The 17,554-nt window shown below is 44.1% G+C and carries 16 protein-coding genes; all 16 read left to right on the top strand.

The genetic code is table 11. The features are described 5' to 3' along the window. Positions 1-37 precede the first annotated feature (37 nt). Complete coding sequence (locus BO18_RS13665; RefSeq protein ID WP_185752431.1) at positions 38-643, top strand: hypothetical protein; 606 nt, start codon at positions 38-40, stop codon at positions 641-643. Between the two features lie 21 nt (positions 644-664). Then, positions 665-2,074: a glycine--tRNA ligase gene (locus BO18_RS13670; protein ID WP_034446836.1), complete on the top strand. Its 1,410-nt coding sequence runs from the start codon at positions 665-667 to the stop codon at positions 2,072-2,074. A 24-nt stretch (positions 2,075-2,098) separates the two neighbouring features. Further along, positions 2,099-4,756, top strand: a complete 2,658-nt coding sequence (gene alaS / locus BO18_RS13675; protein WP_034446837.1) for an alanine--tRNA ligase — start codon at positions 2,099-2,101, stop codon at positions 4,754-4,756. Between the two features lie 139 nt (positions 4,757-4,895). Next, entirely contained in the window at positions 4,896-5,072 is a 177-nt protein-coding gene (gene rpsU / locus BO18_RS13680; protein ID WP_013280615.1) for a 30S ribosomal protein S21, read from the top strand. A gap of 111 nt (positions 5,073-5,183) precedes the next feature. After that, positions 5,184-6,059 carry a metallophosphoesterase gene (locus BO18_RS13685; RefSeq protein ID WP_051688725.1) on the top strand — a complete coding sequence of 292 codons (876 nt, stop codon included), beginning with the start codon at positions 5,184-5,186 and terminating at the stop codon, positions 6,057-6,059. Position 6,060: 1 nt separating this feature from the next. After that, a complete protein-coding gene (locus BO18_RS13690) occupies positions 6,061-6,810 on the top strand; it encodes a segregation and condensation protein A (protein WP_034446840.1) in 750 nt (249 codons plus the stop codon). Position 6,811: 1 nt separating this feature from the next. After that, entirely contained in the window at positions 6,812-7,381 is a 570-nt protein-coding gene (gene scpB, locus BO18_RS13695) for an SMC-Scp complex subunit ScpB (RefSeq protein WP_034446842.1), read from the top strand. Between the two features lie 125 nt (positions 7,382-7,506). Further along, positions 7,507-8,937, top strand: coding sequence for an acyl-CoA carboxylase subunit beta (locus BO18_RS13700; protein ID WP_034446844.1), 1,431 nt, complete (start codon positions 7,507-7,509; stop codon positions 8,935-8,937). A 17-nt stretch (positions 8,938-8,954) separates the two neighbouring features. Further along, positions 8,955-9,812, top strand: a complete 858-nt coding sequence (locus tag BO18_RS32795) for an OadG family transporter subunit (protein ID WP_051688726.1) — start codon at positions 8,955-8,957, stop codon at positions 9,810-9,812. Between the two features lie 41 nt (positions 9,813-9,853). Continuing rightward, positions 9,854-10,216 carry a biotin/lipoyl-containing protein gene (locus BO18_RS13710; protein WP_034446845.1) on the top strand — a complete coding sequence of 121 codons (363 nt, stop codon included), beginning with the start codon at positions 9,854-9,856 and terminating at the stop codon, positions 10,214-10,216. A 48-nt stretch (positions 10,217-10,264) separates the two neighbouring features. Further along, positions 10,265-11,407 (top strand): sodium ion-translocating decarboxylase subunit beta, encoded by a 1,143-nt coding sequence (locus tag BO18_RS13715; protein WP_034446846.1) that lies wholly within the window; start codon positions 10,265-10,267, stop codon positions 11,405-11,407. Between the two features lie 32 nt (positions 11,408-11,439). After that, entirely contained in the window at positions 11,440-12,852 is a 1,413-nt protein-coding gene (locus tag BO18_RS13720; RefSeq protein ID WP_034446847.1) for an oxaloacetate decarboxylase subunit alpha, read from the top strand. Positions 12,853-13,110: 258 nt separating this feature from the next. After that, positions 13,111-15,288, top strand: coding sequence for a glycogen debranching protein GlgX (gene glgX / locus BO18_RS13725; RefSeq protein WP_081861027.1), 2,178 nt, complete (start codon positions 13,111-13,113; stop codon positions 15,286-15,288). After that, the gene (locus tag BO18_RS13730; protein ID WP_034446848.1) at positions 15,278-15,883 is read left to right on the top strand and encodes a hypothetical protein; all 606 of its coding nucleotides are present in this window, start codon (positions 15,278-15,280) and stop codon (positions 15,881-15,883) included. Before glgX ends, BO18_RS13730 begins: the two co-directional genes overlap by 11 nt. Positions 15,884-15,904: 21 nt before the next feature. Further along, positions 15,905-16,579, top strand: a complete 675-nt coding sequence (locus BO18_RS13735; protein WP_034446849.1) for a response regulator transcription factor — start codon at positions 15,905-15,907, stop codon at positions 16,577-16,579. A gap of 80 nt (positions 16,580-16,659) precedes the next feature. Next, positions 16,660-17,550, top strand: a complete 891-nt coding sequence (locus BO18_RS13740) for a hypothetical protein (RefSeq protein WP_034446850.1) — start codon at positions 16,660-16,662, stop codon at positions 17,548-17,550. Positions 17,551-17,554 lie beyond the last annotated feature (4 nt).

Below are 17,554 nucleotides of genomic sequence, written 5' to 3' on the forward strand. Positions count from 1 at the left end.
GATTTGGATATAATTACTTTGTTTGTGAGGTGATAAGGTGGGTAATTACAGTAGGAAAATACTGATGATGACCTTCGCCGGGGCAACAGCTGTACTGACCCTGACCGGTTGTGGGGATGCAAAGACCCAGGCCACTTCCGTTACTATTGATAAGGAAGGCAAGGTCGCCAATGAAATATATGAGAACTTCGATCAGGAGTACTATGATCTTCAGGGACTTGAGGACATGGCTGCCAGCGAGATATCAGAGTACAATGTGGAGTATGATGCCCCAAAGGTTGCGCTGGATAAGGTTGAACTTTTGGAGAATGATACCCTGGCAAAGCTGTCAATGACCTATGACAGTGCTTCGGATTACTCTCATTTTAATCAGGTGATCCTTTTCTACGGAACGGTTGATGAGGCACTGGACAGGGGATATGAGGTGTCCGGGAACCTTGTGGATGCTGACGGAAACAAGATCGATCCGGAAGTTCTTAAGGAGAGCGGTGAAAAGCACATCATAATCACCACAGAGAAGATAAACGTAAATGCTCCGTTTAATATAGAATACATGTCTAATGGAGCAGCACTTAAAGGAAAAAAGGAAGCGGATTTGTCTGAAGTTACCACTGATACAGCAACACTGCTTCTTTCAAAATAAGATTTATAGAGAGGATTTAAAATGGAAAAATCAGCAAAGACAATGGACAAGATTGTAGCTCTGGCTAAGGGAAGAGGATTTATCTATCCCGGATCTGAGATCTATGGAGGCCTTGCCAATACCTGGGATTACGGTAACCTGGGAGTAGAGTTCAAGAACAATGTTAAGAAGGCATGGTGGCAGAAGTTCGTACAGGAGAGCCCATACAACGTAGGTGTAGACTGTGCGATCCTTATGAACCCACAGACATGGGTTGCTTCCGGACATCTTGGTGGATTTTCTGATCCTCTTATGGACTGTAAGGAGTGCCACGAGAGATTCAGAGCTGACAAGATCATTGAGGACTTTGCTGCTGAGAATAATATTACTCTTGAGTCTTCTGTAGACGGATGGTCACATGAGGAGATGGAGAAGTTCATTAACGACCACAATGTTCCATGTCCTTCCTGTGGAAAGCATGATTTCACAAGCATCAGAGAGTTCAATCTGATGTTCAAGACCTTCCAGGGTGTTACAGAGGATGCAAAGGACACTGTATACCTTCGTCCTGAGACAGCTCAGGGTATCTTTGTAAACTTCAAGAACGTTCAGCGTTCTTCACGTAAGAAGGTTCCATTTGGTATCTGCCAGGTAGGAAAGAGCTTCAGAAATGAGATCACTCCTGGTAACTTCACCTTCCGTACAAGAGAGTTTGAGCAGATGGAGCTTGAGTTCTTCTGCAAGCCAGGAACACAGACTGAATGGTTTGAGTACTGGAGAAAATTCTGCTACGAGTGGCTTCTTTCTCTTGGGATCAAGAAGGAGAACCTTCGTCTTCGTGACCATGATCCTGAGGAGCTTTCATTCTACTCAGATCATACAACTGATATCGAGTATGCTTTCCCATTCACAGAGTGGGGCGAGCTTTGGGGCATTGCTTCAAGAACAGATTATGACCTTACACGTCATCAGGAGACATCCGGACAGTCTATGGATTACTTCGATGACGAGACAAATGAGAAGTACATTCCTTACGTTGTTGAGCCTTCACTTGGTGCAGACCGTGTAGCTCTTGCATTCCTTTGCGAGGCATATGATGAGGAGAACCTTGGAACAGAGGAAAAGCCTGATATGAGAACTGTTCTTCGTTTCCATCCTGCTATTGCACCTGTTAAGATCGGTATTCTTCCACTTTCAAAGAAACTCAACGAAGGTGCAGAGAAGATCTACGCTCAGCTGTCAAAGAAGTACAACTGTGAGTTTGATGACAGAGGAAACATCGGGAAGAGATATCGTCGTCAGGATGAGATCGGAACTCCTTTCTGCGTAACCTATGACTTTGATTCAGAGACAGACGGAAAGGTAACTGTAAGATTCAGAGACAGCATGGAGCAGGAGCGTATTGCTATCGACGAGCTTGAGGCATTCTTCTCAGATAAGTTCGACTTTTAATTTAGTTTTTGGAGGATTATTTAGATGAAACAATTTACAGCTGATGAGCTGCGTAAGGCATGGAAGCAGTTCTATATAGATCGTGGACACGTTGATTGCGGAGCTGTTTCTTTAGTGTCTGATGGTTCAACCGGCGTTATGTTTAATGTTGCAGGTATGCAGCCTCTGATGCCTTATCTTCTTGGTAAGAAGCATCCTATGGGAACAAGACTCTGCAACGTACAGGGCTGCGTTCGTACTAACGATATTGATTCTGTTGGTGATAAGAGCCACGGAACCTTCTTCGAGATGATGGGAAGCTGGTCACTTGGTGACTACTTCAAGAAGGAGAGATGTCAGTGGAGCTTTGAGCTTCTGACACAGCTTTTTGGATTTGATGCTGATCATCTGGCAGCAACTGTGTTTGCCGGTGACGAGAATGCACCAAGAGATGAGGAAGGCGCTAAATACCGTATTGAGTCAGGTTTTAAGCCTGAGAACATATATTATCTTCCTGCAGAGGATAACTGGTGGGGACTTGAATATGGTCCCTGTGGTCCAGACAGTGAGATGTTCTATGTGAAGGATGATGTTCCTCCTTGCGGACCTGACTGTAAGCCGGGATGCCACTGTGGAAAGTATACAGAGATCGGTAACGATGTTTTCATGCAGTATGAGAAGCACCACGATGGCCACCTTACTCCTCTTGCACAGAAGAACGTTGATACAGGTTGGGGACTTGAGCGTATCCTTGCTTTCCTTAACGGCGTAGATGATGTTTATAAGATCGATCTTCACGCACCTGTTATTGCATATATTGCAAAAGAGTCAGGCATTGCCTATGAGGCAGATGAGAAGTCCACAAGGTCCATGAGAATCCTTGCGGATCACACAAGAACAGCAGTAATGCTCATCGGAGATGAGGCTAAGCTTCTTCCTTCAAATACAGGAGCTGGCTATATCCTTAGAAGACTTATCCGTCGTGCTGTAAGACATGCAAGAGCTCTTTCTCTCAACAAGGCACAGATCCTTGGAGTTGCAACTATCTACCTTGATGAGTACTCAGAGAGCTATGCAAATCTTGTTAAGAACCGTGAGTTTGTTCTTACAGAGCTTGGAAGAGAGATCGATCGTTTCGAGTCTACTCTTGAGAACGGTATGAAGGAATTCAAGAAGATCCTTGATAAGACTTCATCCGAGGGCAAAAAAGAAATCGCAGGAAGCGATGCATTCTTCCTTTATGATACCTTTGGATTCCCTGTAGAGCTTACACTTGAGCTTGCAGAGGAAGAGGGCTTTACAGTAGATGAGAAGGGCTTTGCTACTTCTATGGAAGAGCAGAAGCAGAAGGCAAGAGATAACCAGAACTTCTCTGCAAACCTTTCAACAGGCGCTGGTGTATTCGATAGCCTTGACGAGTCAGTAACAACTGAGTTTGTTGGATATACTTCTATCCAGTGCGATGGCCAGGTAGTTGCCATGGCTGATGAGAATGCTCTTGTTCAGGAGCTTTCAAAGGGAAGCAAGGGAACTATCATTACAGATAAGACTCCTTTCTATGGCACAATGGGTGGTCAGGTAGGAGATATCGGTGTTATTACCGGACAGGACGGTGCTAAGTTTGAAGTACTTGAGGCTATCCATGTAGCAGGCGGAAGAACTGCTCATGTAGGTCAGGTTGTAGAGGGTACCTTCAAGGTTGGAAGCAAGGCTGAGCTTTCAGTAGATGCTGAGAACCGTGCAAAGACCTGTCGCAACCACTCAGCTACTCACCTTCTTCAGAAGGCGCTTCGTGAGGTGCTTGGTGATCATGTTGAGCAGGCTGGTTCTTACCAGGATCCTGATAAGACAAGATTTGACTTCAGCCATCATCAGGCTATGACAAAAGAGGAGCTTCAGAAGGTTGAAGATCTTGTTAACGAGAAGATTGCTGAGGCACTTCCTGTAGTCACAGAAGAGATGACAATGGAAGAGGCTAAGAAGACCGGTGCTATGGCTCTCTTCGGAGAGAAGTACGGCGACAGAGTCCGCGTAGTAAAGATGGGAGACTTCTCAATCGAGCTTTGTGGTGGTACACACGTTGCCAACACAAGCCATGTGGGAATCTTTAAGATTGTTTCTGAGAGTGGTGTAGCTGCCGGAGTTCGCCGTATTGAAGCTCTGACAGGATCAAACGCAAGAAACTATTATAAGAACGTTGAGGCTAACCTTGATGAGGCTGCCAAGATGCTTAAGACCAATGCATCTGATGTAACTGATCACATCAAGAAGCTTCAGGAAGAGCTCAAGGCCCTTAGAAGCGAGAATGAGTCACTTAAGAGCAAGGAAGCTAAGGCTGCTCTTGGTGATGTAACTGATCAGGTTAAGGAAGTTAACGGAGTTAAGCTCCTTGCTGTTGCCCTTAAGGGTGTTGATATGAACGGACTTCGTGACCTTGGTGACCAGATGAAGGCTAAGATCGGAGAGGGCGTAGTTGTCCTGATCTCTGAAGCTGACGGAAAGGTTAATCTTGTAACCATGGCTACTGATGGTGCTATGGGCAAGGGTGCACATGCCGGAAATCTTGTAAAGGCAATCGCTCCTAAGGTTGGCGGAGGCGGCGGTGGTCGTCCTAACATGGCTCAGGCCGGTGGAAAGAACCCTGCAGGCATTCCTGATGCCCTTGCTGAGGCAGAAAAAGTCCTTGGTGAGCAGATTAAATAAAAAATAGTAAAAAACACTTGACGCATATGAAACTTTATGCAATAATGTTACATGTTATGTGAGCCTGTAGGCTCAAAACATGACAAATAACCCAATCAGTCATGTACTTGAAGGGACTGAAGGGAGGGTAAGAGTAGAGATGTCAACTGTAGTAGTAAAAGAAAACGAGACTTTGGATAGCGCACTGCGTCGTTTTAAGAGAAGTTGCGCAAAGGCTGGTATCCAGCAGGAAATCCGTAAGAGAGAGCACTACGAGAAGCCTAGCGTAAGACGCAAGAAGAAGTCTGAGGCAGCAAGAAAGCGCAAATATAACTAAATCAATTAGAAAGTCCCTGGTGTTTTCACCGGGGACTTTTTATGTGTACCAAAAATCTTTTTGCTGTGTTAAAATGTTTCTTGTTACGTTCAAGTTTAGAAGGATTATTATATGCGGATCGCAGTTGTAATTGTCATAGTTTTTTTGCTTGTAGCTGCAATTGCCTTTGTGATTTACCATGATACCCACAACTTTGTTGTTCGTGAATATGTGATGGAATCTTCGAAGGTAAAGAGAGATCTGACGTTTGTGCTATTAACGGATCTCCATGGCTATGTATTTGGAAATAACAATGACAGACTGATCAATCAGATAGAAGAGATAAACCCTGACTATATCCTAAGCTGCGGAGATATGCTTACCGCCAGGATGATAGATAACAAGGTACATATCGAGCCTGGAACTCATGTGCTTACCAGTCTGGCTTCCAGATATCCTTTGTTTATCTCCAATGGCAATCATGAGGAGAAGATAAAGGGCTTTACCAGGGAGTTTGGAAATCTCTTTGACAGATATAAAAGCGGACTTGTAAGAGGAGGCGTTCATTATCTGGAAAATGAGTCCTTTGATATTCCTGAGGAGAACATAAGGATCTCAGGGCTTGAGCTTCCTTTGGATTTTTTCCAGAAGGTTGTGAAAAAGAAGATGGATCCCGAGGACATCAGTAGCAGGATTGGGGATGTCAATTCCAGGGAGGCAGAAAAGTTTCAGATCCTTCTTGCCCATAATCCTATTTATTTTAAAGAGTATGCTGCCTGGGGTGCAGATCTTACTGTTTCGGGACATGTGCACGGAGGCATCATAAGGCTTCCTCTTTTGGGAGGAGTTATATCACCGGCATTAGCTCTTTTCCCAAGATATGACGGCGGAATATTCAGGAAAGATGACAGAGCTATGGTTCTTTCCAGAGGACTGGGAACCCATACCATTAACGTGAGGTTCAACAATCCCGGAGAGGTTTCTGTTATAAAGGTTAGGAGAAAGTAATATGTCACTTGAAGTGAAGCTGCAGGTGTTTGAAGGCCCGTTGGATCTTCTTATGCACCTGATAGATAAGAACCAGATTGATATATACGATATTCCCATTGTTACTATTACCGAGCAGTACATGGAATACATCAATGCCATGCAGAAGGAAGACATGGACGTTACCAGTGAATTCCTTGTTATGGCTGCTACACTCATAGATATCAAATGCAAGATGCTTCTTCCTAAGGAAGTTAATGAGGAGGGAGAGGAAGAAGATCCAAGAGCAGAGCTGGTTGAAAAGCTTTTGGAATATAAGATGTACAAGTACATGGCCTATGAGCTGAAGGACAGACAGCTTGACGCTGACCTTCAGTGGTTCAGGCAAAGGAATCTCCCCAAGGAAGTTGCTGAATATGAGATGCCTGTAGACTTTTCTGATCTTATTGGTGACACCACTCTGGGCAGACTTAACGAGATATTTCAGGACCTTCTTAAGAGACAGGAGGACAAGGTTGACCCTATCCGAAGCAAGTTTGGCAATATCGAGAAGGAAGAAGTGGACATGGATTATAAGACCAGCTTTATTAAGGCCTATATCCGTGAACACAAGAGATTCAGTTTCAGGCAGCTTTTGGAAAAGCAGCATTCAAAGACTGAGATAATTGTCACCTTCCTTGTCATCCTAGAAGAGATGAAGCTGGGGGAGATCGAGATAGAGCAGGACGATACATTCGCAGATATTATTATTACATCAAGAAAGGCAAGCTGATATGACTAAAGAAGAGGGAGCAGCGATTGTTGAGGCAATCCTTTTTACTATGGGGGACTCAGTGGATCTTACCAGTCTCGCCAAAGCTATGGATACAGATGTTAAGCAGGTAAAAGAGTTTGTAAAATACCTGAAGGAGAAGTACGAAAAAAGCGACAGCGGAATAGGGATCATTGAGCTTGATAAGGCAGTTCAGCTCTGCACCAGAAAGGAAATGTATGAGTATCTGGTCAAGATAGCCAAGGCACCCAAGAAGGCTGTGCTTACGGACTCCCTTCTGGAGACCCTTTCTATAATTGCTTATAAACAGCCTATCACAAGGCTTGAAGTTGAGAAGATAAGAGGTGTAAATTCCGACCATGCAGTCAACAGACTTGTGGAGTTTGGACTGGTTCAGGAGCTGGGAAGACTGGATGCTCCGGGAAGACCTCTTTTATTCGGAACTACGGAGGAATTCCTTCGAAGCTTCGGCGTAAGGAGCCTTGAGGAACTTCCTGCCATCGGAACTGTTCAGGTGGAGGAATTTAAGGCTCAGGCAGAGCAGGAAATTCAATTAAAACTGGATATTTAAAAAAGTGTGGAGAGTGCGTTATTTTTTTAGCATTCTCCCTTTTCTTTGCCGTCTTTTATGGTATACTATACTGTGACTAAAGTTGCACTATTTATGCATAAAAATATATTCACGGAGGTAAAGAAATGAGTAGTTCTTCACAAGCGAGTCAAAGAATCAATGCTTTGCTCGATGAAAACAGTTTCGTTGAAATTGGCGCTCTTGTGACAGCAAGAAGCACAGATTTCAATTTGAAACAGGAAGAGACACCATCAGACGGCGTTGTAACCGGATATGGTGTGATAGGCGGTAATCTGGTGTATGTATATAGCCAGGATGCGTCTGTACTTGGCGGATCTATCGGCGAAATGCATGCAAAGAAGATCGTTCGTCTGTACGACCTTGCTATCAAGACCGGATCACCTGTAATCGGACTTATCGATTCTGCAGGTATGCGTCTTCAGGAAGGAACAGATGCGCTTAACGCATTTGGAGAGATTTATCTTAAGCAGGTGGAGGCTTCAGGCGTAGTACCTCAGATTACAGCAGTCTTTGGCACATGCGGTGGTGGACTTGCACTTATTCCTTCAATCACAGACTTTACATTCATGGAGTCTGAGAAGGCAAAGCTCTTTGTTAATTCACCTAATGTTCTTGATGGCAATTATAAGGAGAAGCTTGACACATCAAGCGCTAAATGGCAGAGCCAGGAAACAGGCAATGTTGATGTGGTAGCTGATGAGGCTACAATCTTTGCTGAGATCAGACAGCTTGTAAGCATGCTTCCTTCTAACAACGAGGATGGAGATTCTTACGAGGAGTGCTCTGATGATCTTAACAGAGCATGCGAGAACCTTGATGGCGCTACAGGTGATCCTTCAGTTATCGCAAGACAGATTTCAGATAATGGCATTTTCTTCGAAGCTAAGAGAGATTATGCAAAAGAGATGGTTACAGGATTTATCAAGCTCAACGGTGCTACTGTTGGTCTTGTTGGTAACCGTACAGTTGTTTTCGATGAGAACGGAAAAGAGGCAGATAAGTTTGATGACAAGCTCACAGCTCACGGTGCTAACAAGGCAGCTGAGTTCATAAGCTTCTGCGATGCTTTCGATATTCCTGTTCTTACACTTACAAATGCTACAGGATTTGGTTCCAGCAAGTGCGATGAGAAGCATGTGGCTAAGGCTGCAGGCAGACTTGTTTATGCTCTTGCAAATGCAACAGTTCCAAAGGTTAACCTTATCACAGGCAAGGCATTTGGAAGTGCTTATGTTGTAATGAATTCTAAGGCTGTTGGCGCAGATATTACTATCAGCTGGCCAGATGCACAGATCGGTACAATGGATGCAAACATTGCAGCTAAGATCATGTGCGATGGAAAGGATGCAGAGACAGTTTCTAAGGCTGCTTCTGACTACGCAGCTCTTCAGAACAATGTAAAGAGCGCAGCAGCAAGAGGATATGTTGACGAGATCATCGAGCCAGCAGATACAAGAAAGTATGTTGTTGGTGCATTCGAGATGCTTTTTACAAAGAGGGATGAGCGTCCTGCCAAGAAACACGGCACAGTTTAATGAAGGGAGCACTCAAAATGAAACATAAAAAATTTGTTTTGGGCGTGATCATCGGCTGCCTTCTTGCACTTACAGCCTGTGGCAGTGAGACCCCATACAATACTGTAGAGGGAAGCAAATATCACACTCAATTATTCACAAATGAGACCATTTCCAACTACGTCACCTACCTTGAGGATGAAGTGTTCGAGAAGTGGTATCTCTCAGGAATAACACCTGAGAACTTCGATGAAAAGACATATTTTGAGCTGGCTATGAACTATGACCAGATGTCTGGAAAGCTTACTTTTGATGATGCTTACTTCAAGGTAAACAAATCCGGATATGACAGCTGGTACAAGGCAGTTAATGACATTGGTTTTAGTTCCAAGGATACACTCCAGTCTGACATCTTTGTTGAAGGTGTAGAGTACTACATCAACAATGATGATGAGCTGGTAATCGATGCTACTTTAAAGGGAACAAAGCACACAGCCCTGATGGAAATTTACATGGGCAATGACTTCAATCCTACAGACATCGGTGTAACAGTTAACAAGACTACCGGAGAGAAACTTGAAAACGCCGGACTTAATACCCTTCTTGGAATGGGTATGGCATTTGCGATTCTTATTCTTATTTCTCTTATTATTTCATTGTTCCCAATTCTCTTTAGTGGTGACAAGAAAAAGAAGGAGAGCGATAAGGAAATTGCAGAAAAGGCAATTGAAAATACTATCACTCAGATCGCTGACAAAGAGGATCTTTCCTCTGACGCAGAGCTGGTAGCAGTTATTGCAGCAGCCATTGCAGCTTATGAGGGAAGTGGAAGCACAGATGGCTTCAGAGTAAGATCTATCAGAAAAGTAAACAGAAATTGGAAGAACAATAAATAAAAGGCTTTGAGCAGATTTAAGGCTCATTGAAAGGAGAAACAATGAAGAACTATACAATAACCGTTAACGGAAACGTATATGAAGTAACAGTAGAGGAAGGTGCAGGCTCAGGTGCAGCTCCTGCAGCAGCTGCAGCTCCTGTAGTAAAGGCTCCAGCAGCTCCTGCTAAGAAGGCAAGTGCCGGTGCAGGATCAGTTAAGATCGAGGCTGGTGCAGCAGGTAAGGTTCTTAGAATCGATGCTAATGTTGGCCAGGCAGTTAAGAAGGGTGACACAGTTATCACACTTGAGTCCATGAAGATGGAGATCCCTATGGTTGCTCCTCAAGACGGAACAGTTGCAAGCATAGATGTAGCAGCAGGTGATGCTGTTGAGGCAGGAAGAGTACTGGCTACTCTTAACTAATTCAAAGTCAGAGAAACTTTAGTTTGAAAAAACAGAAAGAGGATAAGAATGGATTACATAGTTAATACATTATCTAATCTCTGGCAACAGACAGCATTTACAACAATGAAACCCGGCAACTATATCATGGTTGTAGTTGCACTGGTATTCCTGTATCTTGCTATTGCCAAGGGATTCGAGCCTTTGCTCCTTGTACCGATCTCGTTCGGTATGCTTTTGGTTAATATCTATCCGGATATCATGATGGCTCCAGCTGATGGTGCAGCAGGCGGACTTCTGCATTACTTCTATATCCTGGATGAGTGGGCCATCTTGCCTTCGCTTATTTTCATGGGCGTTGGTGCCATGACAGACTTTGGTCCCCTTATTGCAAACCCTATCAGTTTCCTTATGGGAGCTGGTGCTCAGTTTGGTATTTTTTCAGCTTACTTTATGGCTATTGCCTTTGGTTTCAACGACCAGCAGGCTGCAGCTGTATCAATCATCGGAGGAGCAGATGGTCCTACATCTATCTTCCTTGCAAGTAAGCTTCATCAGACTTCAATCCTTGGACCTATTGCCGTTGCAGCTTATTCCTACATGGCTCTGGTTCCAATGATCCAGCCACCTATCATGAAGGCTCTTACAACAAAGAAGGAAAGAACCATCAGAATGCAGCAGCTTAGAGAAGTTTCCAAGCTGGAGAAGATTCTTTTCCCTGTAATCGTTACTATCGTTGTAAGTATGATCCTTCCTACAACAGCACCTCTTATCGGTATGCTTATGCTTGGTAACCTCTTCAGAGAGTCAGGTGTTGTTCGTCAGCTTCAGGAGACAGCTTCAAATGCTCTTATGTACATCGTAGTTATCCTTCTCGGAACATCTGTTGGTGCTACAACAAGTGCTGAGGCTTTCCTTAACAAGACAACTCTTATCATTGTTGTTCTTGGACTTATTGCCTTTGCCTTTGGTACTGCAGCCGGATGTCTCTTAGGTAAACTGCTTTGTTTTATCACAAGGGGCAAGATCAATCCGCTTATTGGATCAGCCGGAGTTTCCGCTGTTCCTATGGCTGCCCGTGTTTCACAGAAGGTTGGTGCGGAATATGATCCTTCGAACTTCCTGCTGATGCATGCTATGGGACCTAACGTTGCCGGAGTTATTGGTACTGCGGTAGTTGCAGGTACCTTCATGGCAGTTTTCGGCGTATAAATTATTGAGATAATTAGAAAGGGATAATAGATATGGCAGAATTAGAGAAAAAACCAGTTCGCATCAACGAGACCGTACTCCGTGATGCTCATCAGTCTCTTATCGCAACCAGAATGCCTACTGAGATGATGCTTCCTATCATCGATACAATGGACAAGGTTGGATACAACGCTGTTGAGTGCTGGGGCGGTGCAACATTTGATGCTGCAATGAGATTCCTTAAAGAGGATCCATGGGAGAGACTTCGTAAGCTTAAGGCAGGCTTTAAGAACACAAAGCTTCAGATGCTCCTTCGTGGACAGAACATCCTTGGATACAAGCACTATCCAGATGACGTAGTAGACTACTTCGTACAGAAGTCAATCGCTAACGGTATTGATGTTATCCGTATTTTTGACTGTCTTAACGACCTTAGAAACCTTGAGGCTTCCGTTAAGGCATGTAAGAGAGAGGGCGGACATGCTCAGATCGCCCTTGCATACACTCTAGGTGATGCATACACAATGGATTACTGGATGAATGTAGCAAAAGAGATCGAGAGCATGGGTGCAGATTCTATCTGTATCAAGGATATGGCAGGACTTCTTCTTCCTTATGAGGCAGAGAAGCTTGTTAAGGCTCTTAAGAGCGCTACATCTCTTCCTATCGACCTTCACACACACTACACTTCAGGTGTTGCCAGCATGACATACATGAAGGCTGCTGAGGCAGGTGTTGATATTATTGACTGTGCTATTTCTCCATTTGCTCTTGGAACATCACAGCCTGCTACAGAGGTTATGGTTGAGGCCTTCAAGGGACAGCCTTTCGACACAGGTCTTGATCAGAAGCTTCTTGCTAAAATTGCTGACCACTTCAGACCTTACAGAGAAGAGTGCCTTGCAAGTGGACTTATGGATCCTAAGGTTCTTGGTGTTAACATCAAGACTCTTATGTATCAGGTTCCTGGCGGAATGCTTTCTAACATGGTTAGCCAGCTTAAAGAGCAGAATGCAAGTGACAAGTACGATACAGTGCTTGAGGAAATCCCACAGGTTCGTAAGGACTTCGGTGAGCCACCTCTTGTTACACCTTCATCACAGATCGTTGGTACTCAGGCCGTTATGAACGTGCTTATGGGTGAGAGATATAAGGTTGCTACTGACCAGACTAAGGATCTTCTTGCAGGTGAGTATGGTAAGACAATCAAGCCTTTCAATCCAGAGGTTCAGAAGAAGATCATCGGCGACAGAGAAGTTATTACCTGCAGACCTGCTGACAAGCTTTCTCCAGGACTTCCTAAGTTCGAGGAAGAGGTTAAGCAGTGGAAGCAGCAGGATGAGGATGTGCTTTCTTATGCACTGTTCCCTCAGGTTGCTACAGATTTCTTCAAGTATCGTCTTGCTCAGCAGGAAAAGGTTGATGTTTCAGCCGCTGATACAAAGAATGGGGCGTACCCTGTGTGATATAGGGATGCAAAGTCATGGAAATTTCATGCTTGCATGATAATTTACATGACCTTGCAGACCGAACAGACATGAGGAAAGAAGAATCACGAAGGAATGAGTGATTCGATTTCCGAAGGTCTGTAGGATTGCGAGAGCGCTTTCTGCGGAGCAATCCGTATATCACAAATAAAGAATATTCTTCAAAACCATCCCATTTTGGGATGGTTTTCTTTTTTTTTCACGTTTTTTTTATCAAGATTGTGATAGAATTAATATATGGATGAGTTTAGAAGACACAGACAAGGCAACAGACCAATACAGATTGGCGAAAGACAGGTCAGAGAACTCAGAAAGGCCGAGGTGGGCAGGCAATTGCTTGCTCTTGATGAAGTGGCAGGCTTCAGAATCAGACCTGGCTTTTATAATATCAATGGCGCCACCATGCTCACTGATGGCGTTAATTTTACTGCCTATTCAAACGGGGCTACCTCGATAACACTGCTTTTGTTCTACAGAGGTGAATCTAAGCCCTTTGCCCAGATTCCCTTCCCTGAAAGCTATAGGATTGGTAAGGTTTACTCCATGATCGTCTTTGGACTCGATATAGAGAATCTGGAGTATGCATACAGCGTTGATGGACCTTGGGATCCTGAGAAAGGTCTTTTGTTTGATAAAGGCCATCTTCTTCTGGATCCTTATGCAAAGGCTGTTTCTGGACAGCGTATTTGGGGACAGAACCCCAATAGAGATGGCGCCTATAGGGCGAGAGTTGTAAGAGACAATTTTGAATGGAACGACACCAATTCCCTTAAGATTCCAATGTGCGATTCAGTTATTTACGAGATGCACGTTAGAGGATTTACCATGGATCCCTCTTCAGGGGTGAAATTCAGGGGAACCTTCGAGGGAATCAAGGAGAAGGTTGAGTATCTTAAAAGATTGGGAATAACAGCTGTTGAGCTGATGCCCATCTTTGAGTTTGACGAGACGCGAGATAAGAGAGAAGTAAATGGTGTTACTCTCTACGATTATTGGGGATATAACACTGTAAGCTTTTTTGCACCAAATACCAGCTATGCCTCCCAGAGTGAGTACAACAAGGAAGGTGTAGAACTTAAACATATGATCAAGACCCTTAAGGATAACGGAATAGAAGTTATCCTTGATGTTGTGTTCAATCATACTGCAGAAGGAAATGAAAACGGCCCATTTATCTCGTTTAAGGGCTTTGATAACAATATCTATTACCTGCTTACTCCTTACGGACAGTACTATAACTTCAGTGGCTGTGGCAATACCATGAACTGTAACCACCCGATGGTACAGGAGTTTATCGTTGAGTGTCTTCGCTACTGGGTTGAGGAGTACAGGATTGACGGCTTTAGATTTGATCTTGCCAGCATCCTTGGAAGAGACCAGGATGGTGCGCCAATGGAAAAGCCACCTCTTATCCAGAGGCTTGCTTATGATCCTATCCTTGGAAATGTAAAGCTTATTGCTGAAGCATGGGATGCAGGTGGAATGTACCAGGTTGGTAACTTCCCGGCTTGGAAGAGATGGGCTGAATGGAATGGTAAGTACCGTGATGATATCAGGTCCTACTTAAAGGGCGATATATGGTCTGCGCCTGAAGCGGTTAAAAGAATCACCGGTTCTATGGACCTTTATGGTGGTTCTTACCTTGGTTATGAGTCCTCAGTTAATTTCATTACCTGTCACGACGGCTTTACCCTTCACGACCTCTATGCATATAACGGAAAGCACAATGAGGATAACGGCTGGAATAATACCGATGGTGCCAATGACAACAGAAGCTGGAACTGCGGAGCAGAGGGTGAGACGGACGATCCACAGATCAATGACCTCAGGTTCAGAATGATGCGAAATGCCATAACTGTGCTTATGTGCAGCCGTGGAACACCGATGGTTTACTCTGGGGATGAGTTTGCCAATACCCAGTTTGGTAATAACAATGCTTATTGTCAGGACAACAAAATATCCTGGCTGGACTGGAACCTTTTAGAGAAGAACAAGAGCTTTTTTGACTTCTACCGAAATATGATCCAGTTCAGAAGAAAACACCCAAGTATCAGGAAGGACCTTCTTCCTGCCCAGTGCGGATTTCCATCTATTTCAGTCCACACTGAGAATCCTGACCACGGAAACATCACTAAGGATTCAAGGGTGGTCTGCGTAAGATACGCAGGATTTATCAGAAGAAAAGGTCATGATGACATCGTATATCTTGCAATCAATGCCTTTTGGGAGGATATGCAGATAATGCTTCCAAATCCTCCGGAGGGAGCGTTCTGGTCCCTTTGTGTCGATACAGGAGATGATAGCGGAAAGTTCTTTTTCAATAGACCAAAGCCCTTAACCTGGCGAAACAAGACCATGAAGGCAAGAAGTGTCAGCGTATTCATTGCATCTTACGGAGCAGAATATGGCAACTGATAAAAAGGATCCAAAGAGTAATTATATAGTGGGCGGTTATGAGTTCATGAGCGAGATCGATGCTCAAAAGGCCGAAATGGATCTTTCTAAGATTAAGCTATTACAGGCCAGAGCGAAGGTTTCCCGGCCAAGTGATATTAAAGCTGTTTATGAAAAGGCCATTGAGAATAAGATCTTTAAGACACCCATTGGATGGAACTATCTTTCCGGTCTTCGGGAAAAACTTCTTGAAAGTGGCTATACGGAGGATGACCTTATTCCTATCCCTTTAAATGTTTCCATGACCAGGCATTCAGCCATGGAGAATCTGACAGTAAAGCAGAGGATCAAGGTTGAAAAGCCCAAGGAGAAGCTTGAGTTTGGGCGCATTTTTCCTATCGTTCTGGATGTAGTTCTTTTCATTCTGGTGATCGTAATGTTCGTTATAACCATGAACAGTGACAGCGACAACATACTGAACTACAAGACAAATGTGACAAACAGGTATTCAGCCTGGGATGAGGAGCTTACAGAGAGGGAAAAAGCCGTAAGAGAAGCGGAAAAAAGACTTGGCATCCAGGATTCTTCGAGCTATGATGGGAATACAACAGATTAATGCTTAGTGGAGGGAACTTACTTGGACGATCTGAAGATATTGGTGGTCGATGATGAGAGCAGAATGCGTAAGCTCGTTAAAGACTTCCTTGCAAAAGACGGTTATATTGTAATTGAGGCAGAGGATGGTCAGCAGGCTCTTGATGCCTTCTATGCGGATAAGGATATATCACTTATTATTCTTGATGTTATGATGCCTAAGAGAGATGGATGGGAAGTATGTCGTGAGATCCGTCAGAACTCAAGGGTACCTATCATCATGCTTACAGCTAAGGCTGAGGAAAGAGATGAGCTCCTTGGCTTTGAACTTGGTGTGGATGAATATATTTCAAAGCCCTTCAGCCCTAAGATCTTGGCTGCAAGAGTATCTGCAATACTTAGAAGAACCAATTCCGGAGCCGGAAATCAGGTTATGGAAGTGGGCGGAATAGTAATAAACAAGGTGGCACATTCTGTTACTGTTGATGGAAAAGAGGTTGATCTTTCCTATAAGGAATTTGAACTTCTTACATATTTCTTTGAAAACAAGGGTGTTGCTCTTTCCAGAGAAAAGATCCTTAATAATGTTTGGAACTATGACTATTTTGGTGATGCCCGGACTATAGATACCCATGTAAAAAAGCTTCGCGGAAAGCTTGGAGACAAGGGTGAGATGATCAAGACAATTTGGGGAATGGGTTATAAGTTCGAAGACTGACATTTTTTTATTTGTATCGTATCAATGGTCAGATGGATGAAACATCATTGTCCGGATGAAAGAAACGGAGGCGATGATTTATGTGGAAGGAATACAGTTTTTCAGAAGGAGATAGCGATCTCTTCAGAAAGCTGATCCCCGATTACTGCATGAAAGAGCTGGAGTCAGGGGAACTTTCGGGAATCGTCTTCATTAATCATGACAGTAAAGTTGACCCTGTAGTGGGTATAATTTTGTACCGCTACACCAGGGGATATATCGAGATAGAATGGGTGACTACTACCGTGCCATATGACCTGCCTGTTTATGGGGCGGATATGGTACGGCTTTTCGTGTACAGATGTAGGATACGCGGAGGCGTCAGAGGCGTTTTTTGCAAGTTCAGAGAAGACGACGGTATGGCGGAGTATTTCCCGGAAAGGGATTTCGTCTGGTCCAGAGTTAACAGCGGAGTATACCGCTTCAGACTGGCGGATGTAGCCTCACTTCCCGAGAAGAAGCACTCCAGAATGGAAAACTGTGTTTCACTTAAAGACGCGGATCGGGAACTTCAGAATAATCTTCTTAAGAGAGTGGAGAAAAGCGAAACAATCGTTCCAATGCCGCATCCTGTCAAGTGGGATATATACGATCAGGAAATAAGTGCCATATACAGCGAGAACGGCATGACCCATGGTGCGGTACTGGTGGATAAAGATGGTGATGAGCTGGTTATAAGACTGCTTTATTCTGAGAACCCAATAGTTGCCATCACGCTGCTTCAGCATGCTCTTAAGGTGGCTGTAGCTAAATACGGAAAGGAACAGACAGTGACTTGTCCGGTCATTAACGAGGTATCGGAGAGTCTTGTCAAAAAGATAGTTATTAGATACGAATGCGATGCAATCATACGCGCCCAGGTTAATATATCACCCGGCACGGGAAGAGTCGCAGATCTTATCAGGTATGCTTCAGCAGCCGGGAGGGCTTGAGAAA

It is taken from the genome of Butyrivibrio sp. AE2032 (assembly GCF_000702965.1).

Excerpts from the sequence above, each read along its gene's own strand:
- rpsU (WP_013280615.1), top strand. The coding sequence starts at position 4,896 with ATGTCAACTGTAGTAGTAAAAGAAAACGAGACTTTGGATAGCGCACTG.
- BO18_RS13670 (WP_034446836.1), top strand. The coding sequence starts at position 665 with ATGGAAAAATCAGCAAAGACAATGGACAAGATTGTAGCTCTGGCTAAG.
- BO18_RS13715 (WP_034446846.1), top strand. The coding sequence starts at position 10,265 with ATGGATTACATAGTTAATACATTATCTAATCTCTGGCAACAGACAGCA.
- BO18_RS13730 (WP_034446848.1), top strand. The coding sequence starts at position 15,278 with ATGGCAACTGATAAAAAGGATCCAAAGAGTAATTATATAGTGGGCGGT.
- BO18_RS13720 (WP_034446847.1), top strand. The coding sequence starts at position 11,440 with ATGGCAGAATTAGAGAAAAAACCAGTTCGCATCAACGAGACCGTACTC.
- BO18_RS13685 (WP_051688725.1), top strand. The coding sequence starts at position 5,184 with ATGCGGATCGCAGTTGTAATTGTCATAGTTTTTTTGCTTGTAGCTGCA.
- scpB (WP_034446842.1), top strand. The coding sequence starts at position 6,812 with ATGACTAAAGAAGAGGGAGCAGCGATTGTTGAGGCAATCCTTTTTACT.
- BO18_RS13700 (WP_034446844.1), top strand. The coding sequence starts at position 7,507 with ATGAGTAGTTCTTCACAAGCGAGTCAAAGAATCAATGCTTTGCTCGAT.
- alaS (WP_034446837.1), top strand. The coding sequence starts at position 2,099 with ATGAAACAATTTACAGCTGATGAGCTGCGTAAGGCATGGAAGCAGTTC.
- glgX (WP_081861027.1), top strand. The coding sequence starts at position 13,111 with ATGGATGAGTTTAGAAGACACAGACAAGGCAACAGACCAATACAGATT.
- BO18_RS13740 (WP_034446850.1), top strand. The coding sequence starts at position 16,660 with ATGTGGAAGGAATACAGTTTTTCAGAAGGAGATAGCGATCTCTTCAGA.
- BO18_RS13710 (WP_034446845.1), top strand. The coding sequence starts at position 9,854 with ATGAAGAACTATACAATAACCGTTAACGGAAACGTATATGAAGTAACA.
- BO18_RS32795 (WP_051688726.1), top strand. The coding sequence starts at position 8,955 with ATGAAACATAAAAAATTTGTTTTGGGCGTGATCATCGGCTGCCTTCTT.
- BO18_RS13690 (WP_034446840.1), top strand. The coding sequence starts at position 6,061 with ATGTCACTTGAAGTGAAGCTGCAGGTGTTTGAAGGCCCGTTGGATCTT.